Raw genomic sequence first — 16767 nt, 5'->3', positions numbered from 1 at the left:
AAAGTTATTCTGATAACAGACAATTTTGTCGCCGGACAGGGCAAAACTATTAAACATTTTTTTAAACTTAAAAAATAAATTTAAAATTGTGCGAACCGCACAGTCGGTTAATTTTCACAAAACGAGTATGATAGAAAAACGTTAACTTAAACCAAGGATTTCAATTACATGCTTTTATTTATTAATGCGGAAGACGTTAAGGATAATTTATCATGGACAGCGCTTTGTGATGCTTTGCATGAAGGTCATCAAGCTCCCCAAGCTGATATCGATGACATTTTATTCAAGCAAGGAGACAATGCGCTATTAAACCGAGCAGCATGGATCAAAGGTAAGGGAATAGGTGTAAAAACAGCGACCATTTTTCCCAATAATGCCAACCTCGCAGAGCCCCTCCCAAATGTACAAGCGGTGTTCACCCTGTTCGATGATGAAACAGGAAAACCATTAGCATTTATTGATGGCAATTTAGTCACAAAATGGAAAACAGCTGGCGATTCAGTATTTGCCGCTAAATTATTGGCGAGACCAAATAGTCGAGTGTTAACCATTATTGGTGCTGGAGCAGTCGCATCATCAATGATTGATGCCTATAGAGCTTTGTTCCCTAAACTGGAAAAGGTTCAGGTATGGAATCGTACCTTTGCAAAAGCCCAAAAACTAGCGCAAGAAAAAAATGCTATTGCCATTCAAGATCTGCCTGAAGCATTAAGCAATGCTGATATTGTCTCTTCTTCTACCATGTCAACGTCATCGTTTATTAAAGGTGAATGGATCAAAGCAGGCACACATGTGGATTTAATTGGTGCCTATCGTCCTGATATGCGTGAAGCTGATGACTCACTATTAATCAAATCGCGAATCTTTGTTGATTCACGAGATACTGCAATTCATGATATTGGCGAGCTCGCGAAGCCAATAAAGGATGGAATAATTAAAGAAAGTGACGTGTTAGCAGACTTTTATCAACTGTGTAATGACGGACAAGGACGCCAAAGCGAATCGGAAATAACGCTTTTCAAAAATGGCGGTGGTGCCCATTTAGATTTAATGACTGCGCTTTATATTATGAAAATGGCAGGAAAATAATTTATATCATTTAACTCAGTGGGGGCAGTTCTTGCTTTACTTTTATTCGTCTTATTGATGAATGAGGTAAGACAAAGTACCGCCCTATTTCGCTAGTATATAACGGCGAGATTGATAAGTTTTAATGATGCCTTTATTACACGAATTAAAGGCATAGCGTGTGGTTCATACAAGTAGGTAAAACTTAAATATTTAAGTCACGTACTTACTAAAAGCAAAAAGACTAGACAGAAATCTGCCTAGCCTTAACCCTGTTATTTAACCAACCATTATAAATAACGAGCTTCCAAGTGTTTTCTGAAATAGTCCGCGTTGAGTGTTTCACCTGTTGCACGTTTGATCAACTCATCCGTGGTATGCAGTGAAGCTTGTGACCAAATATTGTCGCTCAACCATTGGAAGATAGGACTGAGATCGCCACTTTTAATCGCCCCGTCTATATCCACTGTGTTTTGCATTGTCGCTTTATATTGTGCCGCATACATTGCACCTAATGTATAAGAAGGAAAATAAACAAATGCGCCGTCGGTCCAGTGAATATCTTGCATACAGCCATTTTTGTAATTACCTTTAGTGGAAAGACCAAGCGAAGCTTTCATCTTTTGATCCCACAATTCAGGCACATCGGTGTGCTCGATAACACCGTTGATTAAGTCGCGTTCGATTTCATAACGCATGATCACATGTGCAGGGTAAGTAATTTCATCAGCATCGACTCGAATGAAACCTTTTTCAACTTGCGTATATATTTTGTACAGGTTTTCTTCTGCAAATACGGGATCTTTTTGCACGTTAAAAGCGTTTGCTGAAAGGCGTGATAAGTGAGAAATAAACGGTTTGCTACGGCCAATCTGCATTTCAAAAAAGAGTGACTGAGATTCATGAACACCCATTGAACGAGCTTCACCAACAGGCAATCCAGCCAATGCTTTTGGTAACCCTTGTTCATAACGTGCATGACCAGTTTCATGGACTATTCCCATTAAGGCTTGCACAAAGTCTTTTTCATCATATCGAGTGGTAATACGCACATCTGTTGGTACGCCGCCACAAAATGGATGCACGCTTTGATCTAATCGTCCATGGTCAAAATCGAATTTCAACAACTTCATGGTTTCTAAACCCAATGCTTTTTGGTTAGCAACCGAAAAGTTGCCTGTTGGCATGATGACCGATTGTGATTGTTGCTTCTGCAATACTTTTTCAATTAAGTCGGGTAACCAACTCTTAACATCTGAAAACAAGCTATCAAGTGACGCGGTTGTTGTTCCCGGTTCATACTTATCTAGCATCGCATCATAAGGGCTAAGTCCCAGCCCTTCGCTGCGAATTTCAGCTTCTTCACGAGATAATTTAACAACATCTTTCCAGTTTTTTTCAAACCCTGTCCAATCATTTTCTTGACGCTGTGAACGCCAAGCGTGCTCACATTTAGAACCTGCGATAGATTGTGCTTGAACCAAGTCCTCTGGCACAATCGTCGCTTGCTGCCATTGCCGTTTCATTTCACGTAAGCTAGATTGTTGCTCTGAATTAAGTGACTCTTGTTCGGCCTCGCCAAACCATTCTTCAACTTGCGGTTGTGTCGATAGACGATGTATATGAACTGATAACTCTGCCATAGCCTGGGAGCGAGCATCACTGCCACCCGATGGCATGTTCGCAGCGGCATCCCAACCCAACATAGATTGAGCGTGGTTGAAGTGATTGATTGTTTGATAATGAGCGGTAAGTTGGTCGTAGTTTGACATGTTCCGGTTACTTCCTATAAGTTGCGGCTACAGGATACTGGCACTAAAAAAGTAGATGCCGATATTATTAAGCTATCAATAACATATTAACGAGACTCGCGATAAGAGAACAGACAAATCAACGTTGTTTACAGATAAAATTGTTATTAACCAACAGTCTCGACTATCTACTAATTAAGCTATCAATTGTTAAATGCCCCTGTGCAGCCTCCAAAATGGATTCGGCTGTGCGGTACCTATTTTCGTTTGTTAGTATTTGTTATATGCACTTTTCAATTCGATCTTGTTCAGTGACTTTTCTCAGCACTTTACAAGGGCTGCCTAGCGCAACAACACCAGCTGGAATATCTTTAGTGACGACACTGCCCGCGCCAATAATACTGCCTTTGCCAATGGTGACTCCGGCACAAACCGTTGAATTAGCGCCAATCCAGACTCCATTTTGTATCGTGATGGGGGCAGATGTGATGATCCCTTTTATGCGCTCTTGGGGATCGATGGAATGCCCTGCACAACTAAGGCACACGCCAGGTGCAATAAATACCCCGGCACCAATATTAATTGGAGAAGTATCTAGCATCACACAATTGTAATTGATAAGTGCAATGCCATGAAAATGGATATTAAAACCATAGTCACAACGAAAAGTTTGTTCTACAAACACTGTGTCATTATAGGTTCCAAATAACTTAGCTAATATTGCACTTTTTTTATCCACATCATTGGGTTGTGCTTGATTAAACTCCCAACAAAGTTGCTTGGCCGGCTTTTGCAGTTCAAGGTTTGAAGGTTCAAACTGCGCAGTATAGGCTTCAGGTTTAGTTAGTTTTTCTAAGAAGCTCATTGTGTTCCCTATTTTGCTTGTTTATTTAAGAGTCATTATTTAAGGGTGTTTATTTAAGCATGAATACTTAACAGTGAATCCTTCACAACGTATGGAAAGCAATTTATCAGAATCCAGTTATCAAAGCCTATTTATCAATAGCTCAATCATGACAACAGGGGCTGTCCACTGCAAGTGCTAGATGACTGTTTTATTTGTAAGCATGATGATTTCCCCTAACCCCGAATTTTCTCATAAAACAAAAATAGCTAAATGTTCTTATGCTTCTACTAGTACACAATATAGATAAAACTTATATTTAATATGAGCACTATTTAAAATGGCACAAACAATACAGCCCCCTTCTAATTCACACCTAAATGAATATTAACGCCACGGCCTATATTCGGAATAATAACTATATTCTGAATATAAATCAGGTCTCCATTCGATTCCAATGATCATTACGTATAAACGAAAAAGTAAATACGGTTGTGATTTTCATCAATGATTGAATGTTTTTTAAGCATAACTTTCTTTATTATTGCTTTAAAAGCAATAGTGATTCACATAAAGCAGCATATATCATCACATTAAAACCAGTAATAATGTATTTAGCTTAAACATTGCAACCTTAATACGATTACAACGTCTTAAATATAAATGCTTTAATTGCATTTTTAAGCAATTAACAACCATCTTATATTAAGGCTTGCTGTTGATGTTTTAGTTAATATTTTCCATTACAAATAGAAGAGTAAACGATGATAACTTTGCACGGTTTTGCCGCTAGTAACTATTACAACCTAGTGAAACATGTACTTCTCTATAAACAATTACCATTCCAAGAAAACCTCCTCTACGCGGGCAGCAAAGAATTATTAGCAATCAGTCCTGTAGGCAAAGTACCTGCTATCACCACTGCCGAAGGTTTAAATATTTCTGAGTCGAGTGTTATTTGTGACTTTCTAGAAGAAACTTACCCTGAGATTCAACTCTACCCTGAAAACAGTGGCGAACGAGCTGTTGTGCGTCAAATAATGAAAATAGCAGAGCTTTACTTTGAACTGCCAAGCAGACGTTTTATACCTTATGCACTTTCCGGTACTGAAGCGCCTGAACCCGTTAAAGCAGAAGTACGCCAAGTATTAAAACGTGGTATTACTGCAATAAGTCATTTATCTCAATTTTCACCTTGGATTGCGGGTGAACAATTCACTATGGCCGACATTTACGTACATTATGTTAATAGCATTGTCAGTAAATTTGCATCTAGCCAACTTGAATGGGATGTACTGGCTGAGATTCCAGGAATGACAGAATGGAATGAGTCTATGAGTCAATCTTCGATTGCTCAAAAAATTGAAGCCGATCGCTTAGCAAATATGCCCGACTTTATTAAAAAAGTAACCGCTCAAATAAGAGCATCAAAGGCTAAACAGTAATTGCTTGATGACACTAAAACGAAAATAAAAAGATTCTTTTACTGAATTAGTTCATTCATAAAAATATAACCAAACCAAAAAATAATTAGTTAATACCTTACTTATTTGCAGGAGATAATATAAATGACAAATACCAATATTCAACTGACTTCAACTATCAGCGAAGATAACAAACTAACACTTGCCTTACAAAACATCGAGATGCCACAACCTAGCGCCGATGAAGTGGTTATTCGCATTGAAGCAGCGCCCTTAAATCCATCAGATCTAGGTGTTCTATTTAGCGCGGCAGATCTATCAACGGCAGTCCAATCTGGTACAGAAAACAACCCTATTATTAGCGCAGATGTACCAGCTCAGTTTATGCCTTCGCTTAAAACACGCGTTGGTAAAGCAACCCCTGTTGGCAACGAAGGTGCTGGAACAGTAGTCGCAGCTGGCCCATCCCCAGCGGCACAAGCCCTAATGGGTAAAATGGTTGCAGTGATTGGTGGTGGTACTTATCGCCAATATCATTGTGCTAATATAAAGAGCTGCCTTGTATTAAAAGAAGGCACAACGGCTAAGCAAGGCGCATCGTCTTTTGTTAACCCGCTTACCGCATTAACAATGGTTGAAACCATGCGAGCAGAAGGTCATAAGGCGATAATTCATGCAGCCGCAGCCTCTAATCTCGGGCAAATGTTAAACCGTATTTGTATTGCAGACGGTATTGATTTAATTAATATTGTGCGCAAACCTGAACAAGAAACACTATTACGCGACATGGGCGCTAAATACATTGTGAACTCAAGCAGTGAGTCTTTCCTTGATGACTTAACCGCAGCAATTATTGAAACAGGTGCAACGATTGCATTTGATCCGATTGGTGGTGGTCAATTAACCAGTGATATTCTTAACTGTATGGAAGTCGCTGCAGCACGTGACATGAAAGAGCATACTATTTACGGCTCTGACACGTTCAAACAAGTTTATATTTATGGCGCATTAAATCGCGGTCCTATTACAATAAATCGTAACTTTGGTTTTGCTTGGGGTGTGAATGGATTCTTATTATTCAATGCGCTTGGTAAATTAGGCACTGAAACGGTAGCTGCAATGCGACAACGTGTAGCAGATGAAATCACCACCACCTTTGCTAGCCACTACACACATGAAGTGTCATTGTCTGAAGCATTACAACTACAGTCAATAGCCGCTTATTCTAAGCAAGCAACGGGTGAAAAATACCTCATTACCCCTCAAAAATAACATCTTGTAGAGAGACCTAAAACATCACCGCTTAGTAGGTTACGTGCTTAGTTCTTAGTGTTAAGAGTTAAGTGTTAAGTAAAGCAGATGCCAATAATGGTATCTGCTTTTTTATTACCTGACTTATTCATACCTTTGTTTGCCATACCGTTGTTTCGATAGTGCAATGCTCATGTCTTTACTACTTTGAATAAATAGAACATCCCCTCTTAACGTAGGAATGTTGAAAGATAGTCCTTTAAAAAGTGACGTGTGCAATTTCAATGCAAGTATTTGTGATTGTTGCACCCTATTAATGCAACTTTCTTTGATAATGAGGTTGTTTTATAGCTAAAACAGAACTAGATTAGCGCCATTGTTATGTGGGGTATTGAATATTAACTATTGGTCTAATTATTGCTATTAATTGTTAATTGTTGCTAATTATTCTTTAATTTTTAATAGTTTGTTGTAAAGAAGTGGAATAGGTCGTTAATGACCTAAAGGGCTTCAAACATTCAAAGTACATTAATTTATCCTTAGTTTTTATTCTCAAACATATAATTAGGCTCCTTATGTCTACAAAATCAGCTCAACACTCATTGTTTGAAGATGCTCAAGGCATACTGATCGGCACTTTACTTGCTGCACTTGGCATTACATTTTTCAAATCAACAGGGTTACTTATTGGTGGCACGGCGGGTTTAGCATTCTTAGGACAATATGCCTCTTCATATTCATTTAGTGATGTGTTTTTTGTTATTAATCTGCCTTTTTACTATTTGTCATACCGACAACTGGGATTAGCTTTTACAATAAAAACCTTTATTTCAGTTTTTCTTCTGTCTATTTTTGTTGAATACGCCCCTTCTTTTATGCAATTTAAATATTTGGATCCGATATATGCGGCGTTCATTGGCGGATTATTGGTGGGATCTGGTTTACTTGGATTATTTAGACATCAAGCGAGCTTAGGTGGCCTCACTATTCTCGCGCAATACTTAGCAAAAAAACACGGTATCTCCATTGGTAAGTTTCAAATGGCTGTGGATTGTATTGTTCTTATTCTTGCCGTTTTCATTGTTGATTTGAGTGCCATTGCTTTATCCATCGTTGGTGCTATTTCCTATAACTTAATACTGGTTATAAACCATAAACCGGGCCGTTATAGCGCCAGATAGTACAAAATAATGGAATTAAAGAGCATGTGGTGTACCTGAATCGCATCGTTGTATTTCAATCAATCCAAGCTATATTGCATAATATGTTCGTAACAAAAATACCAATATAAAACCTAAAATCATCATAAGATAAGAGTTTATTTTATAGTTTGTATAATATCGGTCAAGGATGAAGCACATATGTTCAGGAACAAAGCGCTAGAAATTAAAATAATAACAACGTCATAAAAACCACTAAAACCATAGCCAGAAAATCAAAGAATTAACCAAAAAAAGGTAACACTAAAGGAGAGCAAAGGTCTCTCCAGTAAATACTACGTTTTTTGTTTTTAACCAAGCCAACGACGAAATGATCGCATATATTAATAATGTTGTGAGAAAAATTAAAATCATTGTCCCCCATTAAAATCACAGCCCCCAAGAAACATAGCGCCCTAATAACTGCCGTGTAGGTTGATGTTATTTTTGCGGCTTTTTCTTTTGCAAAGACGATGATAACCGTAATACATCCATTTAATTAACTTATTCCGTGGTTAAGTTATTGAAATTCATCACCAAGGTTTTCTCGTTTTTTATGGCCACATTTTTTACAAACAACATACCTGTCAATGAGATCTAACGAAGCTCCAGCGGGGCTCACTGTGCCTGCAAAAAATCCAGATAGGAAAGCTTTAAATTGTTCTTTTCTACTGTTACCGTACTTTGAAGGCTTCTGCTTGATAATTTCTCTATGCTCAGTTTCTTCACCGCAATGATCGCAAAATTGCTTTAACATTATTAAAATCCCTTTCCCAGGTTTATCAGCTAACGAGGCTTTATAATTTATCATTCTCGCTCGAATTTTAATTATAAAAATTGTACCACTATAAACACAGTATTTTATCTTTTATTGAGATTCAAATAGATTATTGAGTTTTCGATAAATGATTGATTAAATTGAGTTGTAAAGACGTTTGTGAGGCTAATTAGGCTGTGTTATTGAGCCTAAAGGGCTTTGCCCTTGGCTTGATGTAAACTATTCCTTAACTTTTCGTCGTTATAAGGAACAGTATGAACAAAACAGTGCATTTCACATTAACGATTTATTAGGAATAGACTTTATCTTGGCCCAGGTTCGTGAATTTATTAATGCCTTAATCACTTTAATATTAACTACCTTGTCGTTTCTATGGTTGATATTGCAGCATGTGTTATCCAAAGGGTTACAGCGAGTAAGGGGTTATGTTTTTTACGTAGGAGTCTAAAAAAATTGAGATTACGCATATTGATTAATTATGGATTAGCCAGACTCACTTAAAAAAGTTAAAAAAAACAAACCCACTAAAAATCAATTCCGCAATTTGCTATAAATAGTGATCAAATAAAAGCGTCACTTCCCATCAAGGAAGTAATAGATAATTCGGTAAACACCATGCTTCTCTTTACCCTAACTCGCGACTCGAATCTTCCGCAAACCATCTACCTTGAATCACATACCCTGCTTCGGATTTGACGATAATTATGATTTAAACAGTCTAAACTATTCATCACTGAGGTGAACATCTCGATATTTCTCATATGTTTTTTATTCTAAAAATATACATTTTATTAATTAAATGTACGTAAGTAAGTAAGGTATAAAAAGCCAGATGATACGAGATAAGAATGAGCTACAACGACGTATTAAACAGAATGCTTTCGTATTAACAGTGACCACTACACAGCGAAAATATGTGCTTAAAATTCTATGCAGAGTAAACGACCCAAGGTTGTATATATAGAATTCAAAACTATATTCACTTTGATCCAAAAAACGTCTATTTGCTCGTCATCATGCGAATGTGTTTTTTTCTTTCTAACCAGCTAGTATCAAGAAAGAGCTAAGAAAGCATCAAACAAGCATTCCTACTTCTATAGTTAACATAATAGCTATTTCTTTATATAAAATGATAGCTATCATTGGCTCTTATTGGATTGGTTTGTTGTTGTCGTTGTAGTTATAATAGTCGTTGTCGAGATTCAATTAAGTTAAAGAGAATATACATTATCAAATGAGCAATCTTATGCCCGCCATTTTATTGAGCAACCCATGCTCGGCGTTTGCTGTTCTGGGCCTTGGCCGGTGTTAGCTATCAAACGCATTGCATTGATTAGTTCAGGTACCCTATTTTCTGCGTCAGCCATGCGTGCATCGTCTAGTCGTCCTCGATATTGAAGTTCACCTTTGCTATTAAACCCAAAGAAGTCTGGCGTACATACTGCACCATATTGCTTAGCAATTGACTGATCTTTATCGATTAAATAAGGAAACGTAAAAGCATATTTTTCAGAAAATAATTTCATATTCTGCGGTGAATCAGCTTCTATATTGTCATAATCGTTAGACATAATGGCCAATACATTAATACCATCTGCAATCAGTAACTTTGCATCGTCTGCTAGGCGATGGCCAATGCGCTGAACGTATGGGCAATGGTTACAAATGAAGACAATTAATAAGCCTTTTTCTCCTAGTTGTTCGCTCATTGTGAACGTCTCACCAAAGGCATCTGTTAATGTAAAGTCAGTGGCTTTCCAGCCAAAATTACAAATTGGTGTATCGAGTAACATAATTAAAATCCCATTGTTAAGTTATAAAATGACTGTTTACAGAGCAATACTGTGAATAAATCTTAGATTCAAAAAACAAAATCTGATTTAGTAAAAAGTGGGAGAGCAGGTTCAAATCAACTTTATCTTCCCACTTTAGTATCATGATTAAACTATGTGATTCATAAGTAAATTAAGTGCACCTTCATTGTTAGACACAAACAATGAAGGTGCACAGAATAATTTTTAGTCTTTTTTAAGATAGCCAGCTTTGAAATCGCTTAAAAACCTTCTAAAACAATCTTACCAATTGAACGACCTGTTTCTAAAAGCTCATGCGCTGAACGTAGGTTCTCGGCATTAATCGCGCCTAAGTGTTGGCCCAAAGTTGTTTGGATATAGCCTTGGTCAATCAAATCTGCTACACGGTTTAGCAATTTACTTTGTTCATCCATATCTGCTGCATTAAACATTGAACGAGCAAACATGAATTCCCAATGTAGTGAAAGACTTTTCATCTTCAACTTAGTCACATCCAACGCTTCTGGATCATCAATCATCGCTATTTTACCAAAAGGTGCCAGTAGCTCTGTATAGCTTTCAAAGTAACTATCCGTGCTATTTAAACTAGCAACATGTGTTACTGAACCAAGGCCTAACGCTTCTATTTGTGGTAATAATGGTTTGGTATGGTCAACAACATGATCAGCACCTAATTTCTTAACCCAATCAGAAGAACTAGCACGTGATGCGGTCGCAATAACAGTGGCGCCGGTAATGGCTTTAGCTAACTGTACTAAGATAGAGCCAACACCACCCGCAGCACCAACCACTAAAATAACTTCTTTAGAAACATCTTTTGAATCTGGGTTTTGTTGTTTAATAGCAAGATGTTCAAACAATATTTCATAAGCGGTGATCGCCGTTAATGGTAATGCCGCTGCTTCAGCATCTGATAAGCTTTTTGGTTTGTTACCCACAAGACGTTCATCAACTAATTGGTATTCAGCATTACAACCTTGACGCGTAATATCACCTGCATAATAAACAGTGTCACCTGGTTTAAAGTTTGATACTTCGTCGCCAGTTGCTACGACTTCGCCTACTGCATCCCAACCAATAACTTTATGTTCGCCTTCTAATGGTGCCATATTTAAGCGCACTTTATAATCAGCTGGATTAACCGCAATCGCTTTGATTTTAATTAATAAGTCGCGGCCTGATGCAATAGGTTGTGGTAACTCGATGTCTGTTAAAGATGCAACGTCGGTAATAGGTAATGATTTAGTATATCCAATGGCTTTCATAATATGTTCCCGTTAAATGTCTGTCTTATGTTTAAATGAATGTTTAGATGAATGTTTGATGGGAAGTATAATAGCCCTTGTTTTATTCTCATTAAACAGCACAAGATTTGAAACATTATCAAAAAATATTGGAGAATATACTATTAGAAAATCTACAAGTTATTCTTAAAGTTGCAGAGTTTCGCAACAGTACCTCTGCACTACCTCAGCATGACAAGAGCCGCTGCGATATAACCACTGAGCTGTGCTTTATTTTTCATAATAAACTCTCGAACATACCCACCACACGAGTAATCCGCGATAGTTTGAAAGAAAAGCTCCCAATGTATCAAAAAGTGTTTTGAAAAGTTTTTTGAAAATCTATGTCTTAAAGAGTTGATTGAAAAAAGGATGATGAACAAATGTATTCTTAACTAACATTTTTTAACTAAGGTGATTCTGAGTTAAGAAAATGTTGGATAAACATTAGTCAACGTTTAAGTTAAATAGTGAAGTCATTGATAGATATTTACCTTCAATAAGGTAAACAACACTCACTACTCTTTAATGCCATGTTGTGAATAAAAGTGCATTGAAGAACACTTAACAAAAAAACAGCTTAATAGTGATAAAAACTCAATGTATGAACTTATAAAGATAATTCAACTTAAACAATTACAATTTATCGGTTTTAAAAACCAATAAATTGAATAATTACAGCTCACTTAAATACTAGGGATAATAATTAAAACCAGTCATCTTCACTTTCTAACACTTTAATCAGGTGTTGCTTTAAGTTTGCAATATTTAACTCTTTTTGAGCGTATCGAATCAGATACACAGGATAAGAAAACTGCGGAGAGTCTGGTGTCAATTCTAAGATGCCTTGCTTTATATATCTGTTAATGACCCTTGTACGAAAATAGCCGCTACCTCCACTTTTGAGCATCACTTGCAAAGCCACAGGCCCCAAACTAATCGAAATATTGCTTCTAGCTAACTCTGGTAAAGCAGAATCGTGTAATTTTTTGAACTTGTCACCCCAGTCTACAAAGAGATATGGGAAAGGTTTATTGACGGATTGAACCCTGACTAGCTTTTCATCTAACAAATGCTCTACCACAATAGGTGCGCTATATTCTGGTTGATGTACAAGCGCAATATCTAACCCACCAGCGCGTACTTTTTCACACATTTGCTTGTTATCACCCACCTCAATGGTTATTACCAACTCTGAAGATGTTTCGTTTAAATGAGAAATGAGTGTTGCAGCTATGGGGTTCCATAACGTTAAGTCTACGCCTATCGCTAAGCTGCCTTTGACGGTTTCCGGTAAGGGTAAATCTCGTTTTGCAGCGTCCCACGTTTGCACAATTTGGGTGGCGTACGATTTGAAATGCTCACCATTTTTAGTTAATGATGCCCCACTTTTGTTACGCGTAAATAAAGCACACTGTAAGCTTTTCTCTAACGACTTTATACGCGCTGTTACTGTTGTTTGTGTGACATTCAGCTCAACAGCGGCGGCACCAAAAGTGTTCAAGTCGCAAATAGTCAGAAACGTTTTGGCTAATACATAATCCACTACACCCACCTTTATATGAAAATATTGAATAATAAATCGATATATTATTCATTATACATGATTCATTCATTTCCTATATCCTAACGCACCAAAGAAGTGCTCACGACCAATAATGGTGCACACTTAAATCATCGATTTATTTCAGGAGAATTATATTAATCCTTTTAATATTGTTAAGTCGTCGAATCTTATTCATCTATTCACGTTATTCGGGGTTTCTATAAGCGGCACAACAAGCATTTTTATCTATTTGATCAAGACAGCGCTAACAATCGTCCAACTGGTTAATCGTAAGGTCACTTTCTGCTTGTTTTATCGATTTAGATTAGGAAATGACTGTAACACTCAATACAACGCGGTGGGTTTTACTGAATGATAAATAGCGCATTTACCAAAGAGATAAAATTATTTTTAGGTATCCCGACAATAGGCCCCACTTTTAAGGAGATCATTGTTTCATCATTCACTGCTTTATTAGCGACACTTTGTATTATTTATATCTCCAAAGATGTATTAAGTTACTTTAATGTGCATGCCAATATTTATATATTAATCCCTATTGCAGCCACTTCAGTTCTTGTGTTTGTTGTGCCTCATGGTGCCTTATCTCAGCCTTGGCAAGTGATTGCCGGTAATCTCATTAGTGCGTTTATCGGAGTGACTTGTTATCAATATTTAGGTCAAGATCTAGCAACCGCTGCGGCTTTGTCTGTATCAATCTCGATCATGGCGATGTCATTGTTGAGGTGTGTACATCCGCCAGGTGGAGCCACTGCATTGGGGGCCGTTTTAGGTGGTGATACGATCCACCAATTAGGTTATAGCTACTTACTGATTCCAACATTATTAAACTGCTTAATCATCATTTCAGTGGCTATTGCTTTCAACTATCCCTTTCACTGGCGTCGTTATCCGTCTCATTTATATTACAAGTACAACCTAACTACCACTATTTCACCGGGTGCCCGAACCAATGAAGTTACCGTTGAAGATTTTATGAAAGCGGTAACTGAACATGGATCATTTATCGATATGACCGATGAAGGTTGGAATGAAATCTTTGAAAAAGCCAAGCAACATGCTGAATATGATAACGTTCACCCGGACACGATTGAATTAGGTCAACGCTATAGCAATGGCAAAATAGGGAAAGAATGGGAGATAAGGGAAGTACTAGCAATAGATAGAAAAAAGACAATAAAATACCTGGTGTTGGCTGGCGAACACACCAATTTGTCTGGCTCATGCTCAGTTAACGCGTTTACGGCTTGGTCTAAGTTTAAAGTTACAAAAAATGATATCGGTATATGGTCAAGACTTCATTAAAACTTGGCCATATACATGCCAACTTTCATAACTGGCATCGCTAATTGCATGGAAAGCATTGATATAAGAGTTGATTAATCAAGTATCAATGCTTTAAAACATCTATCCACCCACCTAAGTGTCCCTCATGCATTAACGAGTCTCATTTTTAGGCTACTTCCTCACTGCATAAATTTATTTGAAATGCATTTTCAATGCTGGTATGTATAAATAACCTAAAAAACTCGCCTTTTAATACTGACACGTTACAATTATTTAATATTTCATTAACTAACAATAACGAGAGAAAAGCAATGATTGAACGTCAACAAACTAAACAACGCATGAGTCGTGTAGTAAAACATAACGGCACTGTATACCTATGTGGTCAAGTCTGTGCTGATGCGACTAAAGATATCAAAGAGCAAACACAAACTATGTTAGATAAGGTAGATGAGCTATTAAAAGAATCAGGTAGTTCACGTGAACATATGCTATCTGCCACTATTTACGTTAAAGATATGGCGTTACATTTTGCTGGCATGAACGAAGTTTGGGATGCTTGGGTTCCTGAAGGTCATGCACCTGCGCGCGCCTGTGTTGAAGCAAGTATGGCAAGAGATGTCTTGTTAGTTGAAATATCTGTGATAGCAGCGGTTAAATAACAATCGCTTTAACATTTGGCTGAATATGTTACCTGAGTAAACATGATGCTGAATAACCATATCGATGTTTACAGACCCTGTAAATAATAAGTGTGTACTGTAATAGCATCGATATGTTCTCCTCTTTTTTACCGTTAGGAAAACTGAATGAGTTCTTTATTGCCGACACTACATCCTGTATTTGTTTCACAATTACCTGCAGATACTGAGTTAAGTAATACCTGCCGTAGTGTGGAGCATGCTGCATACTCATACGTTACCCCAACCCCCACTAAGTTATCTAAAATTATATGCTGTAATACTGAACTTGCTTATACACTCGGCTTTAGTGACGCGGCATTACAATCAACTGAGTTTTCAGAGTTAATTAGTGGTAATAACCTGCCATCGACTATGCAGCCCTATGCAATGAATTACGGCGGACATCAGTTTGGTCAATGGGCTGGGCAATTAGGTGATGGCCGAGCGATTAACTTAGGTCAATATTCATTGCTTAATAATGGTGCAGAAAGAAAAGAATACGTCACGTTACAACTTAAAGGTGCGGGGCAAACTCCCTACTCTCGTCGCGCCGATGGCATGGCAGTACTTCGCTCATCTGTCCGTGAATATTTATGTTCTGAAGCTATGTACCATTTAGGCATTCCCACTACTAGAGCGTTAAGCTTGACCTTAACTGGTGAAGAAGTCGTACGCGACAAATTATACGATGGTAGCGCGGCTTATGAGCCCTGCGCCATCGTTGCCCGCGTTTCTCCTTCATTTTTACGTTTTGGTTCGATTCAATTACCCTCTACTCGTGGTGACTTGACCTTATTAAAACAAACCGTCGCATTTAGTATTAATAATGATTATCCAGAACTGCTGCCTTCATCGGGTGAAATTGATAAATCTGTTTATTTGCAATGGTTTCAAGAAATTTCTCAGCGTACTGCTCATTTAATTGTTGAATGGATGCGCGTAGGTTTTGTACACGGTGTATTAAACACCGATAATATGTCTTTAATTGGTGAAACTATTGATTTTGGTCCCTATGGCTGGATTGATAATTTTGACTTAAATTGGACTCCTAATACATCCGATGCAGCAGAGAAACGTTATCGCTTTGGACAACAGGGGTATATTGGGCAGTGGAATTTATTCCAATTAGGCAATGCTATTTACCCTTTAATTAATGAAGCAGAACCTTTGCAGAAATTATTAAATGATTACAATCATATCTACCAACAAAAATGGCTAGCAATGATGCAAGCAAAACTGGGTCTCGAAGCTAAGCCCAAAAACAGCAAGCAGAATGAAACGGATTTACTATTGTGTAAAGCGTTAGAAAAAGTAATGTCATTGGTTAATACCGATATGACGTTATTTTATCGTCACCTTGCTACTTTTTCTCAGCATACGGATATTACAGACCGAACTGTATTATTAACCCATTTTGCGGCGTGTTTTTATCAATTAGAAGAAATTACACCTGAATATTTAGAACAGCTTGCAGAGTGGCTAAGCCAATATCAAACACGATTAAGCACTCAACAAGTTAATGACGAGCAACGGAAAGAGGCCATGAATAAAGCGAACCCTTGTTATATTTTGCGTAACTTTCAAGTACAAGAAGCGATAGAACTCGCTGAACAAGGAGATTATTCTAGGGTGTTAACCTTGGCTGAATTATTAAAGGCACCTTATCAAGAACAGAAACAGTATCAAGAGTTTGCAGTAAAACGCCCGGATTGGGCGACTAATAAATTTGGCTGCTCTGCGCTTTCATGTAGTTCATAGTTTATTATGTAAACTCACAATATCAGCATAAATATAAGCCTCAATATTTAAATTTATGTT

The 16767-nt window shown here is 37.5% G+C and carries 13 protein-coding genes and 1 pseudogene; 8 read left to right on the top strand and 6 right to left on the bottom strand.

Features of this window, described 5'->3' with window-relative positions; all coding sequences use genetic code 11:
- Positions 1-168 precede the first annotated feature (168 nt).
- Positions 169-1089, top strand: a complete 921-nt coding sequence (locus tag H592_RS0101860; protein WP_028867244.1) for an ornithine cyclodeaminase family protein — start codon at positions 169-171, stop codon at positions 1087-1089.
- 269 nt (positions 1090-1358) lie between these two features.
- On the opposite strand, the gene H592_RS0101855 is transcribed toward H592_RS0101860, so the two are convergent.
- Together H592_RS0101855 and H592_RS0101850 are read right to left on the bottom strand one after the other, a co-directional pair.
- Positions 1359-2840 (bottom strand): carboxypeptidase M32, encoded by a 1482-nt coding sequence (locus H592_RS0101855; protein ID WP_028867243.1) that lies wholly within the window; start codon positions 2838-2840, stop codon positions 1359-1361.
- A 259-nt stretch (positions 2841-3099) separates the two neighbouring features.
- Positions 3100-3684: a sugar O-acetyltransferase gene (locus H592_RS0101850; protein WP_028867242.1), complete on the bottom strand. Its 585-nt coding sequence runs from the start codon at positions 3682-3684 to the stop codon at positions 3100-3102.
- Between the two features lie 743 nt (positions 3685-4427).
- Here H592_RS0101850 and H592_RS0101845 point away from each other — a divergent pair.
- The 3 genes from H592_RS0101845 (at position 4428) to H592_RS0101835 (ending at position 7519) form a co-directional block, all read left to right on the top strand.
- On the top strand, positions 4428-5108 hold the full coding sequence (locus H592_RS0101845) for a glutathione S-transferase family protein (protein ID WP_028867241.1): 681 nt from the start codon (positions 4428-4430) through the stop codon (positions 5106-5108).
- Positions 5109-5231: 123 nt separating this feature from the next.
- A complete protein-coding gene (locus H592_RS0101840) occupies positions 5232-6359 on the top strand; it encodes a zinc-binding dehydrogenase (RefSeq protein ID WP_028867240.1) in 1128 nt (375 codons plus the stop codon).
- Between the two features lie 554 nt (positions 6360-6913).
- Positions 6914-7519: a YitT family protein gene (locus tag H592_RS0101835; RefSeq protein WP_028867239.1), complete on the top strand. Its 606-nt coding sequence runs from the start codon at positions 6914-6916 to the stop codon at positions 7517-7519.
- A 538-nt stretch (positions 7520-8057) separates the two neighbouring features.
- Here H592_RS0101835 and H592_RS0101830 read toward each other — a convergent pair.
- Positions 8058-8294 carry a hypothetical protein gene (locus H592_RS0101830; RefSeq protein WP_028867238.1) on the bottom strand — a complete coding sequence of 79 codons (237 nt, stop codon included), beginning with the start codon at positions 8292-8294 and terminating at the stop codon, positions 8058-8060.
- A gap of 373 nt (positions 8295-8667) precedes the next feature.
- Between H592_RS0101830 and H592_RS24865 the strand changes: the two are divergent.
- Positions 8668-8789: pseudogene (locus H592_RS24865) on the top strand (IS91 family transposase); the annotation flags it as partial.
- Between the two features lie 770 nt (positions 8790-9559).
- Here H592_RS24865 and H592_RS0101825 read toward each other — a convergent pair.
- From H592_RS0101825 to H592_RS0101815, 3 genes are all read right to left on the bottom strand, one after another.
- Positions 9560-10108, bottom strand: coding sequence for a thioredoxin family protein (locus tag H592_RS0101825; protein ID WP_028867237.1), 549 nt, complete (start codon positions 10106-10108; stop codon positions 9560-9562).
- Between the two features lie 260 nt (positions 10109-10368).
- Complete coding sequence (locus tag H592_RS0101820) at positions 10369-11394, bottom strand: zinc-binding alcohol dehydrogenase family protein (RefSeq protein WP_028867236.1); 1026 nt, start codon at positions 11392-11394, stop codon at positions 10369-10371.
- Between the two features lie 724 nt (positions 11395-12118).
- Complete coding sequence (locus H592_RS0101815) at positions 12119-12958, bottom strand: LysR family transcriptional regulator (RefSeq protein ID WP_028867235.1); 840 nt, start codon at positions 12956-12958, stop codon at positions 12119-12121.
- Between the two features lie 372 nt (positions 12959-13330).
- On the opposite strand from H592_RS0101815, the gene H592_RS0101810 reads away from it, so the two are divergent.
- The 3 genes from H592_RS0101810 (at position 13331) to H592_RS0101800 (ending at position 16707) form a co-directional block, all read left to right on the top strand.
- Positions 13331-14284 carry an HPP family protein gene (locus H592_RS0101810; RefSeq protein ID WP_028867234.1) on the top strand — a complete coding sequence of 318 codons (954 nt, stop codon included), beginning with the start codon at positions 13331-13333 and terminating at the stop codon, positions 14282-14284.
- 293 nt (positions 14285-14577) lie between these two features.
- A complete protein-coding gene (locus H592_RS0101805) occupies positions 14578-14928 on the top strand; it encodes a RidA family protein (protein ID WP_028867233.1) in 351 nt (116 codons plus the stop codon).
- 147 nt (positions 14929-15075) lie between these two features.
- Entirely contained in the window at positions 15076-16707 is a 1632-nt protein-coding gene (locus tag H592_RS0101800; protein WP_028867232.1) for a protein adenylyltransferase SelO, read from the top strand.
- Positions 16708-16767 lie beyond the last annotated feature (60 nt).

Origin of the sequence: Psychromonas arctica DSM 14288 (assembly GCF_000482725.1) — a bacterium.
GTDB classification, from domain to species: domain Bacteria; phylum Pseudomonadota; class Gammaproteobacteria; order Enterobacterales; family Psychromonadaceae; genus Psychromonas; species Psychromonas arctica.
The sequence above is the reverse complement of the archived record's forward strand: the minus strand, read 5'-3'. Positions and strand labels throughout refer to the sequence as shown.

What these genes read in the sequence shown, in the direction of transcription:
- H592_RS0101860 (WP_028867244.1), top strand. Translation starts at nt 169, where the DNA reads ATGCTTTTATTTATTAATGCGGAAGACGTTAAGGATAATTTATCATGG.
- H592_RS0101855 (WP_028867243.1), bottom strand. Translation starts at nt 2,840, where the DNA reads ATGTCAAACTACGACCAACTTACCGCTCATTATCAAACAATCAATCAC.
- H592_RS0101850 (WP_028867242.1), bottom strand. Translation starts at nt 3,684, where the DNA reads ATGAGCTTCTTAGAAAAACTAACTAAACCTGAAGCCTATACTGCGCAG.
- H592_RS0101845 (WP_028867241.1), top strand. Translation starts at nt 4,428, where the DNA reads ATGATAACTTTGCACGGTTTTGCCGCTAGTAACTATTACAACCTAGTG.
- H592_RS0101840 (WP_028867240.1), top strand. Translation starts at nt 5,232, where the DNA reads ATGACAAATACCAATATTCAACTGACTTCAACTATCAGCGAAGATAAC.
- H592_RS0101835 (WP_028867239.1), top strand. Translation starts at nt 6,914, where the DNA reads ATGTCTACAAAATCAGCTCAACACTCATTGTTTGAAGATGCTCAAGGC.
- H592_RS0101830 (WP_028867238.1), bottom strand. Translation starts at nt 8,294, where the DNA reads ATGTTAAAGCAATTTTGCGATCATTGCGGTGAAGAAACTGAGCATAGA.
- H592_RS0101825 (WP_028867237.1), bottom strand. Translation starts at nt 10,108, where the DNA reads ATGTTACTCGATACACCAATTTGTAATTTTGGCTGGAAAGCCACTGAC.
- H592_RS0101820 (WP_028867236.1), bottom strand. Translation starts at nt 11,394, where the DNA reads ATGAAAGCCATTGGATATACTAAATCATTACCTATTACCGACGTTGCA.
- H592_RS0101810 (WP_028867234.1), top strand. Translation starts at nt 13,331, where the DNA reads ATGATAAATAGCGCATTTACCAAAGAGATAAAATTATTTTTAGGTATC.
- H592_RS0101805 (WP_028867233.1), top strand. Translation starts at nt 14,578, where the DNA reads ATGATTGAACGTCAACAAACTAAACAACGCATGAGTCGTGTAGTAAAA.
- H592_RS0101800 (WP_028867232.1), top strand. Translation starts at nt 15,076, where the DNA reads ATGAGTTCTTTATTGCCGACACTACATCCTGTATTTGTTTCACAATTA.